Origin of the sequence: Vibrio sp. A11, assembly GCF_013048705.1 — a bacterium.
In the GTDB taxonomy this organism is placed as follows: Bacteria; Pseudomonadota; Gammaproteobacteria; order Enterobacterales; family Vibrionaceae; genus Vibrio; species Vibrio metschnikovii.
Map to the genome: position 1 here is coordinate 429,455 of NZ_VHSI01000001.1, position 19,917 is coordinate 449,371.

The window sequence follows — 19,917 nt, forward strand, 5'->3', positions numbered from 1 at the left end:
GTGCTAAATTGCAACATTTAATGTCCGAGAAATTAACCAACAGATCCGATCAGTAAAAAGTTAGACTTTGGTCTTATTGAGGAGCGTAGTTAAAGCGATTAGATTGATCTAAGTCAATGGCTATAAGCAAACTATTTGCAGATTCAGCTAAAAAGCGGATATATCACAGCAAGCAAAGGAAACTACCACCATGGCCGAAGTCAATAGCTACCAAATGGCAATCGATTTACTGTGTTGTCATCTAGGATTAACCGTTGAAGAAGCAAAACAGCAATTGGGCATTACCACTCAGCCAACCATGCAAACACCAGTCAGTGATATCCAACAATCGTTACTCGGTCTATCACAAGATAAATAAGATTGAGAACCATCAAAAAATGAACGTTCTCAAAAAAGCCGCCATTTAAATCCATGGCGGCTTTTTTATATTCAACAGAAAAACATCCCTCAACCGAAGTGTTAAGCTTTTGTTTGCCACTCATTACGTAGTGCTTTTGCTGCAAGCACCAAGTTGTTTAATGCCGCTTCCACCTCTGGCCAATTACGCGTTTTTAAGCCACAGTCCGGATTAACCCACAAACGTTCAACCGGAATTTTTTCCGCCGCCTTACGGAGTAAACCTTCTATCCATTGTTGTGAAGGAATATTAGGGGAATGAATATCATACACACCAGGACCAATCGCATTCGGGTAATTAAATACCTCAAATGCTTTAAGCAATTCCATATTAGAACGTGAGGTTTCGATGGTAATTACATCGGCGTCTAACGCAGCGACAGAATCAATAATTTCGTTAAATTCGCTGTAGCACATATGAGTATGGATCTGTGTTTCTGGGCGCGCCACCGCCGCAGAGATCTTAAAAGCCTCCACAGCCCACTGTAAATACGCTTGATGATCGCGCTTTTTCAGCGGCAAACCTTCACGAATCGCTGGCTCATCAATCTGAATAATATTGATGCCCGCATCTTGCAGATCGGCAACTTCATCACGTAAAGCCAGTGCTAATTGCTGAGCAATGTGCTGACGAGAAATATCTTCTCGTGGGAATGTCCAACATAAAATGGTCACAGGCCCAGTTAGCATCCCTTTCATTTGCTTGCTGGTTAATGACTGAGCATAAGTCGACCAACCTACTGTTATTGGCTGCTCTCTTTCAATATCGGCCACTACGATTGCCGGCTTAACGCAGCGCGAGCCATAACTCTGTACCCAACCAAATTGCGTGGTTTGAAAGCCAGCGAGGTTTTCCGCAAAATATTCCACCATGTCATTACGTTCAGCTTCACCATGTACTAATACGTCTAAACCTAATGCTTCCTGACGCTGCACCGCATCGGCGATATGCCCTTTAAGCGCTTGCTCGTATTGATCTTGAGTTAATTTACCTTGTCGATAAGCACTGCGCTCAGCGCGGATATCGCCCGTTTGTGGGAAAGAACCAATCGTCGTCGTCGGTAATAATGGTAAACCTAATACTTCTTGCTGATGATAGGCTCGCTCACTGTATGGTGCACTGCGCTCTGCCAGTGTTTGGCTAATACTCTTTAAACGTGTTTGCACTTGAGGCTTATTAACATGCAGGGCACTTTTTCGCGCGACAATCGGTAAGCTGTAAGTATCACAAGCTAAGATCGCCGCTTGATCGCCATCGAGCGCTTTCGCGAGTAAAGCCACTTCGGTAATTTTTTGCTTGGCAAAAGCAAACCAGCTGCGCACCTCCGCTGATAGAGTTGACTCTAAATCCAAATCCACCGGACTGTGTAATAAAGAGCAAGAACTGGCCAACCAGAGCCTGTCACCCAATTGTTCTTTTACGGGTTGTAATAACGTTAATAATGCGGCTAAATCTGCACGCCATACATTACGACCATTAATCACCCCTGCCGATAACACCCAATCTTGAGGTAACTTCTCAACCACGGTATTTAACTGTTGAGGCGCGGCTGAAAGATCGATGTGCAAACCATTGACCGGTAATTCAATAATTTTATCTAAGCTATCAACTACCGAATCAAAGTACGTGGTGAGTAATAGTTTCACCTCTCCTTGCAGAACTTGATAAGCTAATTTAAACGCATCTTGCCATTTTGGCTCTAACTCAAGGGCTAAAATCGGTTCATCAATTTGTACCCACGTCACGCCCTGTTTGGCTAATTTAGCCAAAATAGCTTGATACGCCGTTAATAGTCTTGGTAATAAGCTTAGGCGATCAAATCCTTCTTCGACCTCTTTACCTAAATACAAGTAGCTTAATGGCCCTAGCAACACGGGTTTAACTTGATGACCAGCTTTAATCGCTTCATTAACTTCATCAAACAGCTGCGGCCAACTGACTTCAAAACTATCATCAGCACTAAACTCTGGCACAATATAGTGGTAATTGGTATTAAACCACTTGGTCATATCCGAGGCGGCGCTGCCACTGCAACCACAGCTATTTTGCGATTGACCACGACCGACACGAAATAAGGTATCCAGATCAGGCGAACCATCACGATGGCGCTTAGGCACATGACCAAGTAACAAGGTGGTCGTTAACACATGATCATACCAAGCAAAATCGCCAGCTGTGACAAAACTTAATCCTGCATCTTTTTGCCATTGCCAGTTTTGTTGACGAATGTCACTACCAACTTGTTTTAATTGGTGTTGAGTAATGTCGCCGCGCCAGTATTGCTCTAAAGCGAATTTCAGTTGACGTTTTTCACCGATACGTGGGTAGCCGAGAATATGTGTTGTCGTTGCCATGGTTGTTATCCTTTTATAATTCATTTTTGCAGACATCCATCGCACCAAAGATGTCCGGATGTCCAAACTATCTCGCTAATCCATGGCCGGTACAATCGCCAATTATTCAACTTGTTTATTAAATAAATTCATGTTGATGTTCGATAACTTCACTTCTTTAAATGCCAAATAGCCATCTAGATGTTTACAGCTCCAAAAAAACAACGTAAGTTAAATAGCAATAGACCAGAATAAAGATAAAACGATGACGGTGACGCATGATAGAACTTAAACATTTAAAAACCTTAGTGTCGTTACGTGAGACAGGATCGCTAACCGCAACAGCGACGAGTCTCCACTTAACGCAATCGGCTCTATCGCATCAAATTAAAGATCTCGAAGCGCGAATTGGTGGGCAACTTTTTTTGCGTAAAACGCGTCCTGTGCGCTTTACCTCTGAAGGAGATATTTTATTGAAAGTCGCCGATGAAATACTGCCGAGACTGGCGAAAGCCGAAAATGAACTGGCTAGTCTAAAAGAAGACGTTAATGGCCGATTACACATGGCGATTGAGTGTCATTCATGCTTTCAATGGTTGATGCCTGCGTTACGTGAATACCAAGTTGCTTGGCCGAGCGTTACTCTCGATTTTTCTTCTGGTTTTGGCTTTGAGCCCCTCCCTGCATTGCTGGCTGGAGAGCTTGATTTAGTGATCACATCAGATATTCTGCCTCGCTCTGAAGTGCATTATGAGCCGCTGTTTGATTTTGAAATGCGCTTGATCACAGCAACCACTCATCCATTAGCAGAGAAAACCTCGATTAGTGCGCACGATTTAGCCGACCAAACCATGCTGAGCTATCCGGTACAAAAACAGCGCTTGGATGTCGTAAAGCACTTTTTACAACCGGCAGGTATTGAACCCGCAAAATGGAAACAAGCCGATAACACTCTGATGTTGGTGCAGATGGTCTCTGCAGGATTAGGAGTAGCAACATTGCCAAATTGGGCGATCAGTGAGTTTTCACGTCAAGGGTTGATCACCAGTAAGCCGCTAGGCGATGGCTTGTGGCGCAGGCTATTTGCGGCAACTCGTAATAGTGAAAAAAACAAACATTACTTACAAGCCTTCTTCGCTATTGCTCGCCAACAATGCAAAAGCCACCTTGAGGGGATCAAGATGGCTTAAAAATCAATAGGCCTCGTAAAGTTAGACCGCTTTAAACTGGTTGGTGAGAGGGTCGTACCTAAAACCTAAGTTTTGCAGCTTACCAACCACATGTTCTTCATTCATCTCATACATTGAGACCAATTCACCCAAGCTATCACATTCAAGCCGCAGCTTCTCATTTACAATACCGAGTAAAATGGCATCATCAAGACGGCTCACATTGCTTAAATCCATCATCATGCTCCTCTATCGCCATACGCCCTATTAATAAGCTTAGTCGTAATTAGTCGAATGGAAAGTGAGCCGTCTCTCGAAACACAGTCAATCACAGGTAAAGATGATGAAAACCCGTAGCCGCAGCCAAAATCAACGTTTGGGCAAGGATCAATTGTCCTTTGCTCACAGGCTTAACCAATAATAAATGCCAACACCAAACCACAATACCTATCACTAGTAATGAAAAACTTATCAATAAAGGTTGAGTCAATGCGGAGAGAGATTGCGTATCAAGTTGATAGGAATAAGGAACAATACAGAGTGTGGCGATCATCGCCGACAAAATTCCCATCACTGGCAATAGACGATGAAAAGCTTGTAAACGCGTACGAGCAATAGTTAATAACAGGTGCCCTAATAACGCGCCTAATAAAAATATCAGGCTGAGCAGAGATAAGCTTGCAGACCAATTAACCGTTTCAGTGATCAAAATAGCGACGAAGGCTAATGCTAAACCATCAGCCAGATACATCACCCATAAGGGCCCTTCTTGACGTGTTTTTTTAGTTTGCACTTGCGAGTAAAAATAAAGCAAAGCAAATACGACTAAAAATGCCTCAACTTTTAATGACGCAACCGCAACCCATAAAATAGCCAGCACAGGCAGCACTTTATGTATTCGCCCCCGTTGCCCAGGACAAATATCGCCTTTGACCAACACGAGGGTCAACAACACTTGTGCGCCCAATAACATAGGAGCCATCACACTCAATAGGGAATAAAGCATAAATTCTTCGTTACATAATGAAAAACGGATGGGGATGATAACAAAAGCGTCACACCTCTGCCTACCTCGATTTTAATATTGACAGTCATATCATTCTTATTGATTCGATTCGTTATTCTCATCGAGGATCATAAATATCTAGCACCATCATGAACGACTTCTTGTTTATAGTACGGAAAAAATCAAGAGGTCACTATGAACACACGAATAATGGCTGGGTTAGTTTCCCTTTCTTTACTGGGTTGTGTCTCTCACCACCCTACTACACCTTTACAAGCCGATCAGCGATGGGTAACGGGTCAATTAGATAATGGCTTAACCTATCATCTGTACCCTGATCATCATCAACCCGTTTCCATTCGTTTTTATGTCCATGCAGGGTCGCTACAAGAAAGTCCTGAACAATCCGGCTACGCGCATTTCGTCGAACATATGGCTTTTAATGGCAGTATCCATTACCAACATAATGATGTGATTAAGATGGTGCAGCAGACCGGAGCCAGTTTTGGGGCCGACCTGAATGCATTTACTAGCTACAAAGAAACCGTCTATAGCCTCGATTTGCCGGATAACCTAGCGATAGACAAAGCATTACTCTGGTTTAGAGATATTGCCGACGGTCTACATTTTACGCCGCAAGAAGTTGAAAAAGAAAAAGGCGTGATCATGGGTGAATTTCGTTATCGAATAAGTGACGATAAACCATTTGAACAAAAATTTTATGAGCAATTAATCGCAAAAACGATTTATGCTCAACATGACGTATTAGGAACGCGAGATAGTGTTCAACAAGCGACTCCTGAACGCCTAAAAACCTTTTATCAAACGTGGTATCAACCTCAATTAACAGAAATTGTCATTACGGGTAATGTCACTCTTGAGCAAGGTGAAAAATGGATTCAAGAGTACTTTGCTGACTGGCAGGCTGGTGAAACACTTCGCCCAGTTCTTCCAAGTCAAACAAAATTGGATACACAAGATTTTATTGATTACGTCGCGACTGGTGAACACCCAAGTTTTTCTCTGTTAATCGATCGTGGAGAACATCGTATTACCAATCACGAACAGTTAATTAATCATCGTCTAGATAATATTGCTGAACAACTCATCTCTTATCGACTTGCTGCCGAGTTTAATCAAGCCGCACAAGTTCATACTCAATTACATACGATCAGTTATCGTATACTTGATCAACGCTATTCTCTGATCAGTGTGGCTTTTCCTTACCAACAAAGAGGCATGGTCACCGACCTTACCTTATCGACATTGTCGTCACTCCGTGATTTTGGCGTCAGCGAGCAAGAGCTACAGGCGGTACTTCATTCGTACCAAGATGACCTCCTGTATGCGACTCAAAACAAGCATAATCGGTTACCCCCTGAACATGCGAATGATCGAGTTTGGGCTATCTCTAACCAAGAGGTACTACAAAGTGACCTCGATTTTCAGTATGGTCTAAAACAGTTACTCAGCAAAGCTTCTGTTGAAGAGGTCAATCGTCACTTAAAACAGTTACTGCGTAGTGATGCCACCATCATTATTGGTGCTGATCGACAAGAAACTTTATCCAAACTCACCAATCAACGAGATCATATACAAAAAACCAAGCAACGCCGTGGGATAAAAACTGAAATAGCCGACATTAATCCTGCATTGTATCAACCGATACAACAAGGAGAGATTATTAGCTCACAGTCTATCCACACCGACCCTGATATTGTTCATTGGCAATTAGAAAATGGTGTGGATGCTTATTTATTAAGAACATATAGTGGGAAAAAAAAGCTGCAACTTTTTTACTCTAGCTTAGGTGGCTACGCTGCTTTACCCAATGACCTATTTTATGCAACCGATATTTCACCGACCGTTCTGATGCAATCGGGTTTGGGTGACATGAATGGAGCACAAACGGACAGCTACTTGAAACGCAAAAACATGTCGATGGCGACCTTTATTGATACCACCTCACACTGGTTAAGATTGGAAATGAATCAAAAGGATTTAGATGAAGGGTTCGCGATGATTCACCAGTTCTCTACACGGCCAAATCTTGATCTCATAAAACTGGATACGACCAATCAGCAACACAGAGCTAACTTAAGTCAATTTGTGGCGACGCCCCTTGGCCAACTCATTAAAACCGTTAGCCATGATTCTTATAATCCGAGCAGTGCCCATTGGTTTAGGGATACTCAAGATCAACCGATTCCGACGGCAGATCAAGTCATGCAAGTGCATCAACAACTCTTTCAGCAAGGTAACTTTACTTTGGTTATCGTTGGCGATGTGACACCCTCGACCATCACTCCCTTATTACGTCAATATATTGCTAATATTCCACTAGCGCCATCGCAACCACTTAGACTTACTGCGGACTATTCAACCTCCATCAGTTCACAATTAGAATTACCGATAAATACAGACAACCACACTCTGATTGTTCATCGTTATATTGCTGCTGATTCCTCAGTCAAAAGCGCAAAAACCGTGTTCCTAGAAGACATGCTCTATCGCTTAGCGACACAAAGATTATTAGCCAACATTAGAGAAAATAAAGGGTTGGATTATACCCCTGAGGTTATCCCACTCAATAAGGATAGTGAACCGAGTTCTGATTGGTCATTTATTACCACCATTGATTCCGCTTATGTTGAGCAAACACAACAAGCTGTTCAGGAAGTTATCGAGAGTTTAACGCAGCATATCAGCCAAGAAGAAGTACAAACTGTCGCGAAACAACTCATCGTAGATTTAAAACCATTACAAGATAAACCAGAACAAATGGCATCAATGCTTAGCCGTTACCTTATTCATGGTTATGGTATTGAAGCTCTAATGAATATCGAAGATACGGCGAATAGCATTCGTGCTGAAGAGATGCAGCATCGAGCAAAGCAAATGTTTGGTGATACAAGTATCAAGCAAATCAGCATAATGACACCTAAACAGAGCGGTTAATCTATTGCTCTAAGGAAAAGCTGCTCTAAACCGAGATACCCAAACGACGTACTAAAGCACTCAAGTCGATTATGGGTATTTTAGGGGAAAAAATGGGCCATAACGCCATAACTAATCACAAACACGGTTGTCTTTCTGCTAAATGCAGCAAGACATCCGCTTGTGTTAGTAAACCTTTATACTTCTTACCATCCACCAAAACCCAAGGAAAAGGGGTTTCATTACTGATTAATTCCGAGATTTTATCTTGTTTGGTATCCGCCTTGAGTTGGGTAAAATGGATTTGCATTAACTGATTAACAGGTCGTCGCCAAATCGCGGCTTCACGCATCGTTTCCAGCTCAGTCCCCATCGTTGGGGTTAAGTGCAAATTTAACGTCTCTCTTAGCACAATTCCAACACAAACCCCTTTATTGATAACCGGTAGTGCGTCAGTTTGTGTCACTTTAAAATACTTGTCGACTAAAGAGAGGGGCTCACTCGGATCAAGATGCGGTTTACCTTTAAATAAATGGATTAAGCTGGTTTTCTTTTGTTGTTGATCAGGTTCAGTATCGATTGTAACTAAATTTCGACGATAATTTTTCGCTTGATGTAATGATGTAAAAGGCAATGGTTTAGAAAAGAAATAGCCTTGCATATAATCGACGCCCAATGACTTTAATACCATCACTTCTTGTTCAGTTTCGACCCCTTCTGCAACAACCTTAATCCCTAGACTATGACATAATCCAATGATCATATTTACTATTTTGCATTTATTACTACCAAGCTGAATATCAGTAACAAACTCACGATCGATTTTTAAATAATCAAAATGACAATCACTTAAATAAGTAAACGAAGAATATCCAGTACCAAAATCATCAATCGCAACGGTCACACCTTGTTCACGTAGTGATTTTAATGCGTTAGCTTGCTTTGACTGGCTATCAAAATAAGCACTTTCTGTTAATTCTATCGTAATTGATTGTGGGCTATCGGTGTAATTTTCTATCATTTCTAAGGTATTGGTTAATATTTGCACCGCATCCATTTTGCTATTAAAAGAGCGATTAATGGTTAATCCGATATGTTGCCCAAATAACATCTTAATCTTAGGTAAAGCTTGTAAAGAGAGAATACCGACCGTTCTATCTAACTCGCTGATCAAGTTAAGATCCTCAGCAATACTGATCATTTCTTGAGTCGTAAATGCATTATCCTTAGTCGGTTTAAAACGGCATAACGCTTCAAACTTCGCTATTTCCCAAGTTTTGGTATCGACAATCGGCTGATAATGTACCTCGAGATCTCTTTCAGAAATCGCTTTGCTCACTAAGTCCTCTAAGGATTTGCGACGCTTAACTTGTTGATGTATCTCACTGTGATAGAAACTAATCGTTTTCGATTCACCAGCATGTTGCTCAAGCATCGCCTGCATGGCATGAGTGACCATTCTAGCAGGAGTTTTAGCGTCTAACTCTAAAACCGAAACACCAATACGACCACCGATCACCGTCGCGTATATTTCAGATTCTTTTTTCAAATCTTGCATAAAACGTCGAATAGCATGCTGAATTTGTCGAAAGTCCGTCGTTTTTTGACACTTAGTACACACTAAGCACACAGCATAAATATCTTTACCAACGTAACCTGCCAATTTTACTTCTTCACTATTAACCAAGAAATTAGATAACATGACCATCTCAGCATGATGATGATCTGTCGAAAATTTAGGTTGAAAAACAAGCACGATTAATGTGGTATCTTCTTGATTTTCTCTCTGGTAAACACCTAGTAAATCTTTAAATTTATCTTCTGTTGGCAATTGGGTGAGCAGATCAATTTCACCTAATGGGGTATCGGCTACCCGATAAAGGTTTTCTGACAAATCCAAAGTCATCCCTAAAAAAAAGACCCGACCATCCTGTAAAGTAATTTTCTGAATGGTCAACTCTTGTGGCGAGATTTTTCCTGATGCTAATCGATTTAAAATCACTCCGCTCCAACTACCATAATGATTAATGTCATGCCACATAGATTGATAAAAATTGGCTGAGTGCTTCTGACTATTAAAAATACTCGCCTTTAAACCGAGTAATTCACTTTGTTTAAAGCCCGAATATTGCTCAAAATAACGGTTACATGCCAAAATCCGTGTCTCTTGATCAGTCAACATAAATCCATGGTGCGTATTATCAAAAAGATCTTCAAAAAGTTTAGCTAACTCTCTAATCGAGCCTAAAATCATTAATGGCTGTACAGTACCTTTAAGTAAAACGGTTGAAACCCGCTCAATCAAAAACTCCACATAAATCAACGTTTGTTCAGCAATAACCAAGCTGCAGTTAAAATGATGACTCTCGCCTGTTTCAATCACATATTTGAAACAACGCTTCATCTCAGCGGCCTTACTCGGCGTCATATAACGTAAAAAATCTTTGATATTAGTAAAAGAGTGCTTCGAAGAAAGTAGGCTATTGAGTACGGCTTGGTCACAAATGAACTCATGAGTCTCAATATTCAGTGACCATGCAATCGAACGGTATCCTACACTGGTAGGATTTTTTAATGCCTTCTTCTGCAAACATTCTTGAGAATCTGCTTGTGCCATAATTATCCCAGCTCTTCAACGTGACCGATACTTATTAGCAAGCCATACTCACCATGAAGCAATGAACTTACATAAATAAAAACCATTTGCTTATTAAATATTGTAGCCTATATCACAGAAAGTGACGGTGATTTTCGGATCTTCAGTAACCCATTTAAATTCATCACCAAAAATTAATCGTCATTATTTATCGCCACAAGAAGCCCGACATGACTTAACAGGTTCCCCTAGATACTACTGATACAAGTCGTTATAATGCGCGGCTTATCTATTAGAGGTTAGAATATGCACAGCAAGATCACTCCTATCCATCACTACAAAAAATACTGGGCTGAATGTTTTGGAACGGCACCCTTTCTTCCTACCAGTAAGCAAGAGATGGATGCGCTAGGATGGGATAGCTGCGATATTATTATTGTCACTGGCGATGCGTATGTTGATCATCCCAGTTTTGGGATGGCGATCATTGGCCGCTTACTAGAAGCGCAAGGTTTTCGGGTCGGTATCATTGCACAGCCTGAATGGCATAATAAAGAGGCTTTTATGGCCCTCGGTAAGCCAAATCTCTTTTTTGGCATCACCGCAGGCAATATGGACTCGATGATTAACCGCTACACCTCTGATAAAAAGCTGCGCCATGATGATGCCTATACGCCAAATAATGAAGGTGGTAAGCGTCCTGATCGCGCCACGTTAGTCTATTCTCAACGCTGCCGAGAAGCTTATAAAGATGTCCCATTAGTCTTAGGTGGTATTGAAGCGAGCTTACGCCGCGTTGCTCATTATGATTATTGGTCTGATAAAGTTCGTCGCTCGGTGCTGTTCGATTCCAAAGCAGATATTTTGTTGTTTGGTAACGCCGAGCGTGCTTTAGTCGAAGTCGCTCATCGTTTGGCTAATGGCGACGCTATCACTGAGATGACCAATATCCGCGGCACGGCGGTTATCCTTCCTGCAGCACCCGAACATTACACGATTATTGACTCTTCACGGATTGAAAAACCGGGTAAAGCGTTTGTACCGATAAACCCTTATGCAGTAGAAACCCAGTGTGAGACTAATCAGGAAAAAGAAGCCGAAGCCAAGCCAATCACCATTCGCCCTTCTCGTCACGATGCAGCGACGACAGCCGTACGTTTACCAGCCTTTGAAAAACTGAATAATGACCGGATATTATACGCCCATGCGAGCCGCGTATTGCATTTAGAAACCAATCCCTATTCGGGACGTGCATTAATTCAGCGTCATGGTGATCGTGAATTGTGGGTCAACCAAGCCCCAATCCCACTCACCACTGAAGAGATGGATTACGTATTTGGATTAAATTACGCCCGAGTGCCTCATCCTCAATACGGCCAAGCAAAAATCCCCGCTTACGACATGATCAAGACCTCAGTAAATATCATGCGTGGCTGCTTTGGGGGGTGTTCATTTTGCTCAATTACTGAGCATGAAGGACGAATTATTCAAAACCGCTCAAAAGAGTCAATCCTCAATGAGATGGAAGAAATTCGCGATAAAGTGCCAGGATTTACTGGGACGATCTCCGATTTAGGAGGTCCAACCGCCAATATGTACCGTTTGGGTTGTAGCGATCCTAAAGCAGAAATGAACTGTCGTCGTCCATCGTGTGTTTTTCCGGGTATTTGCCATAAACTCAATACTGATCATAAACATACCATTGATCTTTATCGTGAAGCGCGCAAGGTAAAGGGCATCAAAAAAGTGATGATTGCTTCTGGTGTACGCTATGATTTAGCGATTGAATCTCCAGAGTATGTCCGTGAACTGGTCACTCACCACGTTGGCGGTTATCTAAAAATTGCTCCTGAACATACCGAAAAGAACCCGCTCGATCTGATGATGAAACCGGGTATGGGCACCTATAACCGTTTTAAAGAGATGTTTGAGAAATACAGTGCGGAAGCGGGTAAAAAACAGTATTTAATCCCTTACTTTATTTCTGCTCATCCAGGTACCGAGGATGAGGACATGCTCAACCTTGCGTTGTGGTTAAAGTCTAATAACTATCAATGTGATCAGGTACAAAACTTCTACCCATCACCGATGTGTAACGCGACAGCAATGTATTACTCAGAAACCAACCCATTAAAACGAGTCAAATACAAAAAACGGGAAGAGGTTACTGTCGCTAAAGGTGAGCGCCAACGTCGATTGCATAAAGCATTACTACGTTACCATGATCCGCTTAACTGGCCTTTGATCCGTGAAGCTCTGATTAACATGGGCAAGAAACATTTAATCGGAGACAAAGCAACCTGTTTAGTACCCGCTGATGATGTTGACGCTCGCACTCCTGCGCAACGACGTAAGTCGGGACGCCACGGTGCCAATCGCTTTGCTACCAAGCATACCAATACCCAACCTGGATTTGATGCACTGCGCAGCAATACCAAACCTCATGCGGCTAAAAAAACATCATCGCCTAAAGGGAAAAGCCACACCACCAAACCAACCGCTAAATCCGCTCGCCCTTAATCGCTTAGCTTATATTGGATATAAAAAACTCAGGCAAACCGCCTGAGTTTTTTTATTAAAGGAGAGAGAATTAAACAATAAACTTGTTCATCACTGCCTCTTGACGACGAACATCTTCAAGCTGCTCTTGCATCTGTTGGTTTGATTGGCTCGCGGTATCCGATACTTGTACCGATAAGTCTTTAATTTTCACCGTATTCGTATTAATTTCTTCAGCCACCAAACTTTGCTCTTCAGCCGCCGACGCGATTTGCATATTCATATCACTAATTTGCTGAATCGCTTGACGGATACGCAATAAAGCATCATTGGCTTCGCTCGCCTTGGCGACAGTTTCTGTTGCCGTGTCTTTACTTTGTCTCATCGCTCCAGCGACTGAGCTTGATCCCACTTGCAGTTGTTCGATCATACTGCGAATCTCAGTGGTCGATTGTTGCGTTCGTTGGGCAAGTGTACGCACTTCATCGGCCACAACCGCAAAACCACGACCTGATTCTCCGGCTCGCGCTGCTTCAATCGCGGCATTCAAGGCCAATAGGTTAGTTTGATCAGCAATATCATTAATGACTTTTAAAATAGTCTCGATGTTTGAGGTCGCACTTTCTAATTGCTTGACCTCTTCTACTGCTTGATCGATACGTAACGCTAGGGAATTAATCGCTTCTGTAGTGTGTGATACCACTTCAGAGCCTTGCTCCGTGGCGTTATCTGCGTCTTGCGCAGCTGAAGCTGCACCTTGCGCATTACCCGCCACATTCATTGCTGTCGCGGCCATTTCATTCATTGCCGTTGCCAACTGCTCCACCTCATGCATTTGACTTTGCATTGCTTCGGTCGACGCTTGTAAACCGTGAGCGGTAGATTCAGTACTGTGCATGATCTGTTGACCAATCTGCTTCGACTCTTTAATCAACTGCTGTAAAGTTTCAGTAAAACGGTTAAAGCCGCTGGCTAATCGAGCAAACTCATAATCGGTATTGGTATCAAGTCGCTTAGTCAAGTCTCCCTGTCCAGAAGCAACATCTTGAATCGCATCATTGAGAGTATCTAATGGGCGCATTAAAATACGGATCACGAAAGAAAGAATTAAGGTGCTGACCACTAAAGCGAGTAACGAGTAAATTAACGCACTACGCCGTAAATCATCAACCGCAGCAAAGGCAATACTCTCATCCAGTAACACCCCAACTGACCAAGTTTCACCGGGGATTGGTACAAAACGTAATTGATAATCTTGATTATTAATCCTCACTTCTTGTACATCACGACTGATACGTACATTCGGTAAGAAAGCCGACATCGGTTCACCATTAAAACGCGCTTCAGGGTGAGCAACGGTAGTACCATCATCAGAAACGATAAATAGATAACCCGCATCAAATAGAGAAACTTGGTTAACCAGTTCGGCAAGAGACACAAGACTAACATCAAAAAATATTGCCCCTGAAAATTGCCCACGGTAATTAACTGGTGTGGCAATCGAGATCAATATTTCTCCCGTAGCTGAATCTGCATAGGGCGCGGTAATGGTTAATTGCCCCGCATTTTTGGCATCACGATACCAAGGTCGAACTCTTGGATCCCAAGTTGCTCCCGGGTTCCAACTTGGGTCACTACCGACATAAGAGCCATCTTTATCATAGCCAAACCCGACCAAAATAAAGCTTTTCGCTAAAGCCCTCTGGCGAAGCACATCGGCGACACTTCGAGGATCAATATCAACCTGAACCAGCTCTGTAACATACTGTGCTAACGCTTTACTACCACTGAGATCTTTACTCACCGTATTGCGTACCCCACTAACAATTTCATCGACGCTGCTATTCACTTGAGTTTCAATCTCAGAGCGCATAGTAAAATACTGTTGCGTCGACAAAAGTGTCAGCGTCAAAAGTAGCATCACGGATGACGCTGCGACTACTTTATGACTGAATTTCATGGTTTATCCCTCAAAGCAAACTATCTTCATGCATGGTTGTGCATGCTCACTTCCTTAATTGTTAGGGTCAGACAAAGGGATGACAGCAACATAACGTTACTAGGATCGATTTACTCCAACTCACTAAGGTTTGCTAAGCCATTTACACCAAACCAACTCCATTTTTTATGCACTAAGTATGAACCAAGATCTGTCATTGTGCTGAACAAAACATCGATTATTATCAAATTTATCAAGAATAAAAAACCGCAGTCAGGATACGACACTCCTGACTGCGGTTTGATCGAGAGAAATAAAGCGAGTTAAGCGTATTGCTCAGCAAATTCTTGCATAAAATCGACCAGAGCTTGCACCCCCTCTAACGGCATTGCGTTGTAAATCGATGCGCGCATTCCACCAGATACTCGATGGCCTTTTAGCGAAACTAAGCCTCGAGTTTCGGCCAACGATAAAAAGGTCTCATCTAACTCAGGTTTGGCTAATTGGAAAGGCACATTCATTAATGAACGATTATCTGGATGAATGGTGTTACGATAAAAATCTGACGAGTCAATGTAGTCGTACAGCAAGGCTCCCTTCGCTCGGTTAATCTTCTCTATCGCTTGAACACCACCTTGCTGTTTGAGCCATTGAAATACTAACCCTGACAGATACCATGCAAAAGTCGGCGGTGTATTAAACATCGATTCTTGTTCGGCTAACAATTGATAGTTAAGAATACTCGGTAAAACCTCATTCGCTAAACCGAGTAAATCGTCACGTACAATCACAATACAGATCCCAGCAGGCCCGATATTTTTCTGCGCGCCAGCATAAATCACCCCATAACGAGAGACATCGATCTCACGTGATAAAATCGTCGAGGACATATCGGCCACAATCGGTTTATCGGTGATCGGTAAATCATTAATTTCAATGCCATCAATCGTTTCATTAGGACAGAAATGCACGTAAGCCGAGTCTGGATCAATCGCCCATTCACTGGCTGGCCGTACCGCCGTTTTGCCTTGCTTATTGATTTTGGCGTCAAAGACATCGACACGACAATATTTTTGGGCTTCTTTGACCGCACTCGCTGCCCAGTATCCGGCGTCAATATAGGTAGCGGTATTCGCCTTACCCAATAAGTTTAGAGGGACCGCCGCGAATTGAGCCCGAGCACCGCCATGACAGAAAAGCACCTTGTAATTATCAGGAACGTTGAGCAAATCACGTAAATCTTGTTCAGCCTGCTGCGCCACTTGAATAAAGGGCTTACTACGGTGGCTAATTTCCATCACCGAGACGCCAAGACCATTCCAGTTCACTAACTCAGCTTGCGCTTTATCCATGACGGCTTTAGGTAAGGCGGCGGGACCCGCACTAAAATTATAAATAGTGTCCGTATTCGGCTCCATGTATTGCTTGCTCCTGCTATCGAAAATGGGGAAATGATGTCAAAAATGTAACTGTACTCACCATCTCTCTCTGAAAGAGTCCATGCTGAGTGTTTTCGGTATACCACTTTTTTATAAGAAGAAACAGCTTGAACTGACTGAAGATCAGCGGTTAATTATTTTTCCATCAACTTATCCGCATTACTTTCAGAACCGCCCCCTAAAGAGGCGGCTTAATTAAAAATCGAGACCCTCTTTATTAACGCATCAATAAGGGCATGATCAAACTGATCAAAGGTACTTGTTTACCATTATCAAATGAGACATTGCCTTGATTGATTTGCGCATGAATTCGATACCCTTGTTCATCTTGTGTAGCCATCTCCATCATCACCAGTTCATCCATTCCTTGCTGAATAAAAGGATAATCTTGGGCAAATTGTTGAGAGACAAAATTATCAAGATGACCGGTTAAAGCTGGTAAAATCACGCTGGGGTCTTGCAAAATATCATTTGTACCTTCAGGAATCGTCAGCATCCAATTGGCCGAAAAATCACCGTCACCCACTTTAACAGCGAGTTGATTTAGACTCAGACTAAAACCTTGAGAAAATAGTGTTTCGATCAATGGTAGTGCTTGATTTAAAGCCTGTGCAGGCATGGTTGAGTAGGTTTGATATAACGCGGATAATTGCTCAAAAGCTTGGCTATCAACATCCGCTAACGTGAAGTCAAATGTAGCATCATGCACTTCACCTTCATCGCTAACCACTTGATCAACCGTCAATTTATGTTGGCTAGTAAAACGTTTTTTATGGGCATCCATCGATGAAGTGAATTCATAACTGCCCTGACGAACAAGCAAAAGGGATTGATGGTCACTGTCGTTAATCTCAAGTTCACCAATCGACAACGCTTGCTTACCCAGCCAAAAGCCATTTTCTTGTTTGCCATGACCTTTGGCTTCAAGTTTAGACAATTGCATTTTTTGACCATCGATAAAATCAACCATTACCGAAGGCAAAGTTAGATCATAAGTCACTTCCCCTAAGGTAGTGACTGTGCCAGTAAGCTGAGCCGGCGTTAACGATATCCCTAAGGCTTCATTGTCCAACGGTTGGTAATGCCAGCTATCTAGCTGAATATGATAATCCGTATTGCCATTTAATTGGGTAACGGTCGTCATGGTTAATGGTAATTCGGGGTATTCTGGCAGCCTTGATTGCGCCGACAGGCTGAATAATTGATGTTGAATATCGCTGTCCACTATCCACTGTGTTGGTAAACCTTCGCTGATCAACTGTTGCCGAACTCGCTCATCGAGCACCGTAAATCGAGCTGATACGTGAGAAGAAAGATAGCCACGGTCATAATGAATTAGCTCTGCGCTTATTTGTTCATTCGTTAAATTTTCTAAACCGTGAGTAATCGCTTTCTGACCTATTTGCCCAACCGCTAAAGGCCAACACAAGACTAAAACTACCGCACCACCGATAGCCCCTATTCGTTTGATATTTTGCATAAATGACTCGATTGCTTATTATTTCAAGCAGTGTAACGCAGATGATTGATCGAGCTCAAGTGGTGCCTCATTACCATCAGCGAACTCAAATACTGACGAGGTTAAGATTCTTAAACTCAGCTCTCAAATCTTTTTCGCAAAGCTTGTTACAGTAGCCTAGCTAAAAAGTAATGATAGGGACCGCTGTGAACCGATATGCTCTGCTGTGCTTAGATAATAATCCCATTAGTATTGAACAATGGCGTCATGAATTAAGTATTTTTTCCGCCAAGTTTGATCTCTATACCGCTGATTCTATGCTAGAAGCTCAGCAGGCACTCGAGTTCATCCAAGAAAACCAACAAACCGCCGCGTTAGTGATTGCCTGTCATCATGAAGGCTTTAATGGCGCCGAATTTTTAGTTCAATTAGATAAAAGCCCTGAGACGAAACACGCTCGCAAAATATTGATCAGCAGCGGTCAAGATATTCAAGCCATTTTAAACGCGGTCAATGAAGGACGTTTAGATTATTGTTTAACCAAACCGTTACAAGATAACGTGTTATGTAAGACGGTTCTCCAAGAGTTAACCACGTATGTTCTTGATAATGATAAAGACAATATTCTTACTTACAGCACCTTATTAGATCAAACCCGAATTTTACGCGCGCATATTGATCAGAAAATGCGTATCTATCGTGAAGGTTTTATCAGCGATTATCACCGCATGTCCGATCAACAACTCGCCGAGCAAGTCATTGGTGCCTTGTATGAGTTTTTTGACGGTAATGATGAAACGCGAGCCTGTCGAACTTACTCTGCGGAGCACTTACTCACCGTTGAAGGTGAAGACAATCATTTCTTATGGTTTATTACCTCCGGTGAAGTGGCGCTGTATAAACGAGATGAGCTCGGCCAACAAAGAGAAGTCGTGCGCCACAATAAGGGCAATATCGTCGGAGGGATGTCTTTTGTAACCGGAGAGCCCTCTTTCTCGACCGCGTTAACGTTAACTCGTACTGATGTCATTAAATTAGATCGCGATATCTTTGCTAAAGTGATGCATAGCGATACCAGTTTACTGCCCCTATTTACTAACTTATTACTGCGTCATTTTAATCGACGGCTACAGCGCAGCATTAATACCAAATTACAATTACAAAAAACGCTCGACTCGCTTGAGTCAGCGCATAAGCAACTGATGGAAAGTGAAAAAATGGCCATGCTGGGTCAGTTGGTTGCCGGCGTCGCTCATGAATTAAACAATCCTGTTGCGGCGATTCTACGTGGAAGTGATACTCTACGAACTCATATTGCTCACCTCGTCGGTCATGCTCCACCCCACTCTTTGGAACATACTGGCGCACAACTACTGGCCCAAGCCTTACAATCTAAACCTATGTCCACGGCTGAAGAGCGGGCAAAAGCCAAGCAAATCGCAGAACAAATTCATCATCCGCTATTAGCAAAAAAAATCGTCAAACTCGGCCTAGAGCACGACCAACATCTACTCAATTTAGCTCAGTCTCAACCACAACAAGCATTGCTCGACATTGAACAATTAGAAGTGTATTTCTTAGCAGGGAGTAATCTTCGTTCGATTCAGGTTTGTGCGCAGCGAATTGCCGATATGGTCAAAAGTCTCAAAGGGTATGCGCGCGCAGATGACGAAACGTTTCATACTGTCGATATCCATGAAGGACTAGAGGACACTTTAGTTATTTTCGAAAATCGCCTCAAAAGACATCAGGTTGAAAAGCATTATGCCAAACTCCCCGCTATCTCTTGTCTCCCTATTGCCCTGCAACAAGTTTGGACTAACCTTATCTCTAATGCGGTTGAAGCGTTTCCAGAGCATGGCGTATTAATCATTACCAGTGAGCTACGCCAACAAGGTAATCACGCCTATGCGGTGATCAGTTTTACCGATAATGGTTGTGGCATTCCTAAAGAGCGACAAGACGAGATTTTTACGCTTAATTATACCACCAAACGAGAAGGCGATTTTGGGTTAGGGATTGGTTTATCTGTTTGCCAACAAATTGTTCGTCAACACCAAGGATGGATCAACGTAGACAGTGAAGTTGGTCAATACACTACGATGCAGGTTTGGTTACCCGTCAACCGAGAACCTATTTAGGG

11 protein-coding genes and 1 pseudogene are annotated in these 19,917 nt (G+C 42.5%); 5 read left to right on the forward strand and 7 right to left on the reverse strand.

Annotated elements, in window-relative coordinates; genetic code table 11:
- Nucleotides 1-190 precede the first annotated feature (190 nt).
- On the forward strand, nt 191-358 hold the full coding sequence (locus FKQ60_RS01885) for a hypothetical protein (protein ID WP_004395053.1): 168 nt from the start codon (nt 191-193) through the stop codon (nt 356-358).
- 101 nt (nt 359-459) lie between these two features.
- Here the strand turns inward: FKQ60_RS01885 and metE are convergent, their stop codons facing one another.
- Entirely contained in the window at nt 460-2,751 is a 2,292-nt protein-coding gene (metE, locus tag FKQ60_RS01890; RefSeq protein WP_170904611.1) for a 5-methyltetrahydropteroyltriglutamate--homocysteine S-methyltransferase, read from the reverse strand.
- Nucleotides 2,752-3,008: 257 nt separating this feature from the next.
- On the opposite strand from metE, the gene metR reads away from it, so the two are divergent.
- On the forward strand, nt 3,009-3,920 hold the full coding sequence (metR, locus tag FKQ60_RS01895) for an HTH-type transcriptional regulator MetR (protein WP_154167889.1): 912 nt from the start codon (nt 3,009-3,011) through the stop codon (nt 3,918-3,920).
- Nucleotides 3,921-3,941: 21 nt separating this feature from the next.
- On the opposite strand, the gene FKQ60_RS01900 is transcribed toward metR, so the two are convergent.
- On the reverse strand, nt 3,942-4,136 hold the full coding sequence (locus tag FKQ60_RS01900; protein WP_040904231.1) for a DUF4250 domain-containing protein: 195 nt from the start codon (nt 4,134-4,136) through the stop codon (nt 3,942-3,944).
- Between the two features lie 91 nt (nt 4,137-4,227).
- On the reverse strand, nt 4,228-4,905 hold the full coding sequence (locus FKQ60_RS01905; protein WP_161426537.1) for a hypothetical protein: 678 nt from the start codon (nt 4,903-4,905) through the stop codon (nt 4,228-4,230).
- A 195-nt stretch (nt 4,906-5,100) separates the two neighbouring features.
- Here FKQ60_RS01905 and FKQ60_RS01910 point away from each other — a divergent pair, with 195 nt between their 5' ends.
- The gene (locus tag FKQ60_RS01910; protein WP_170905911.1) at nt 5,101-7,863 is read left to right on the forward strand and encodes an insulinase family protein; all 2,763 of its coding nucleotides are present in this window, start codon (nt 5,101-5,103) and stop codon (nt 7,861-7,863) included.
- Nucleotides 7,864-7,978: 115 nt separating this feature from the next.
- Here FKQ60_RS01910 and FKQ60_RS01915 read toward each other — a convergent pair whose 3' ends face one another.
- Nucleotides 7,979-10,459, reverse strand: a complete 2,481-nt coding sequence (locus FKQ60_RS01915) for an EAL domain-containing protein (RefSeq protein WP_170905912.1) — start codon at nt 10,457-10,459, stop codon at nt 7,979-7,981.
- A gap of 285 nt (nt 10,460-10,744) precedes the next feature.
- Between FKQ60_RS01915 and FKQ60_RS01920 the strand changes: the two are divergent.
- Nucleotides 10,745-12,910 (forward strand): annotated as a pseudogene (locus FKQ60_RS01920) (YgiQ family radical SAM protein); the annotation flags it as partial.
- 118 nt (nt 12,911-13,028) lie between these two features.
- Here FKQ60_RS01920 and FKQ60_RS01925 read toward each other — a convergent pair.
- The 3 genes from FKQ60_RS01925 to FKQ60_RS01935 form a co-directional block, all read right to left on the reverse strand.
- On the reverse strand, nt 13,029-14,897 hold the full coding sequence (locus FKQ60_RS01925; RefSeq protein ID WP_170905913.1) for a methyl-accepting chemotaxis protein: 1,869 nt from the start codon (nt 14,895-14,897) through the stop codon (nt 13,029-13,031).
- A gap of 302 nt (nt 14,898-15,199) precedes the next feature.
- Entirely contained in the window at nt 15,200-16,294 is a 1,095-nt protein-coding gene (serC, locus tag FKQ60_RS01930; RefSeq protein WP_154167877.1) for a 3-phosphoserine/phosphohydroxythreonine transaminase, read from the reverse strand.
- Nucleotides 16,295-16,532: 238 nt separating this feature from the next.
- The gene (locus FKQ60_RS01935; protein WP_154167875.1) at nt 16,533-17,795 is read right to left on the reverse strand and encodes a DUF945 family protein; all 1,263 of its coding nucleotides are present in this window, start codon (nt 17,793-17,795) and stop codon (nt 16,533-16,535) included.
- 185 nt (nt 17,796-17,980) lie between these two features.
- Between FKQ60_RS01935 and FKQ60_RS01940 the strand changes: the two genes are divergently transcribed.
- Nucleotides 17,981-19,915: an ATP-binding protein gene (locus tag FKQ60_RS01940; protein WP_154167873.1), complete on the forward strand. Its 1,935-nt coding sequence runs from the start codon at nt 17,981-17,983 to the stop codon at nt 19,913-19,915.
- Nucleotides 19,916-19,917 lie beyond the last annotated feature (2 nt).

Excerpts from the sequence above, each read along its gene's own strand:
- FKQ60_RS01915 (WP_170905912.1), bottom strand. The coding sequence starts at position 10,459 with ATGGCACAAGCAGATTCTCAAGAATGTTTGCAGAAGAAGGCATTAAAA.
- serC (WP_154167877.1), bottom strand. The coding sequence starts at position 16,294 with ATGGAGCCGAATACGGACACTATTTATAATTTTAGTGCGGGTCCCGCC.
- metE (WP_170904611.1), bottom strand. The coding sequence starts at position 2,751 with ATGGCAACGACAACACATATTCTCGGCTACCCACGTATCGGTGAAAAA.
- FKQ60_RS01900 (WP_040904231.1), bottom strand. The coding sequence starts at position 4,136 with ATGGATTTAAGCAATGTGAGCCGTCTTGATGATGCCATTTTACTCGGT.
- FKQ60_RS01925 (WP_170905913.1), bottom strand. The coding sequence starts at position 14,897 with ATGAAATTCAGTCATAAAGTAGTCGCAGCGTCATCCGTGATGCTACTT.
- metR (WP_154167889.1), top strand. The coding sequence starts at position 3,009 with ATGATAGAACTTAAACATTTAAAAACCTTAGTGTCGTTACGTGAGACA.
- FKQ60_RS01935 (WP_154167875.1), bottom strand. The coding sequence starts at position 17,795 with ATGCAAAATATCAAACGAATAGGGGCTATCGGTGGTGCGGTAGTTTTA.
- FKQ60_RS01885 (WP_004395053.1), top strand. The coding sequence starts at position 191 with ATGGCCGAAGTCAATAGCTACCAAATGGCAATCGATTTACTGTGTTGT.
- FKQ60_RS01910 (WP_170905911.1), top strand. The coding sequence starts at position 5,101 with ATGAACACACGAATAATGGCTGGGTTAGTTTCCCTTTCTTTACTGGGT.
- FKQ60_RS01905 (WP_161426537.1), bottom strand. The coding sequence starts at position 4,905 with ATGCTTTATTCCCTATTGAGTGTGATGGCTCCTATGTTATTGGGCGCA.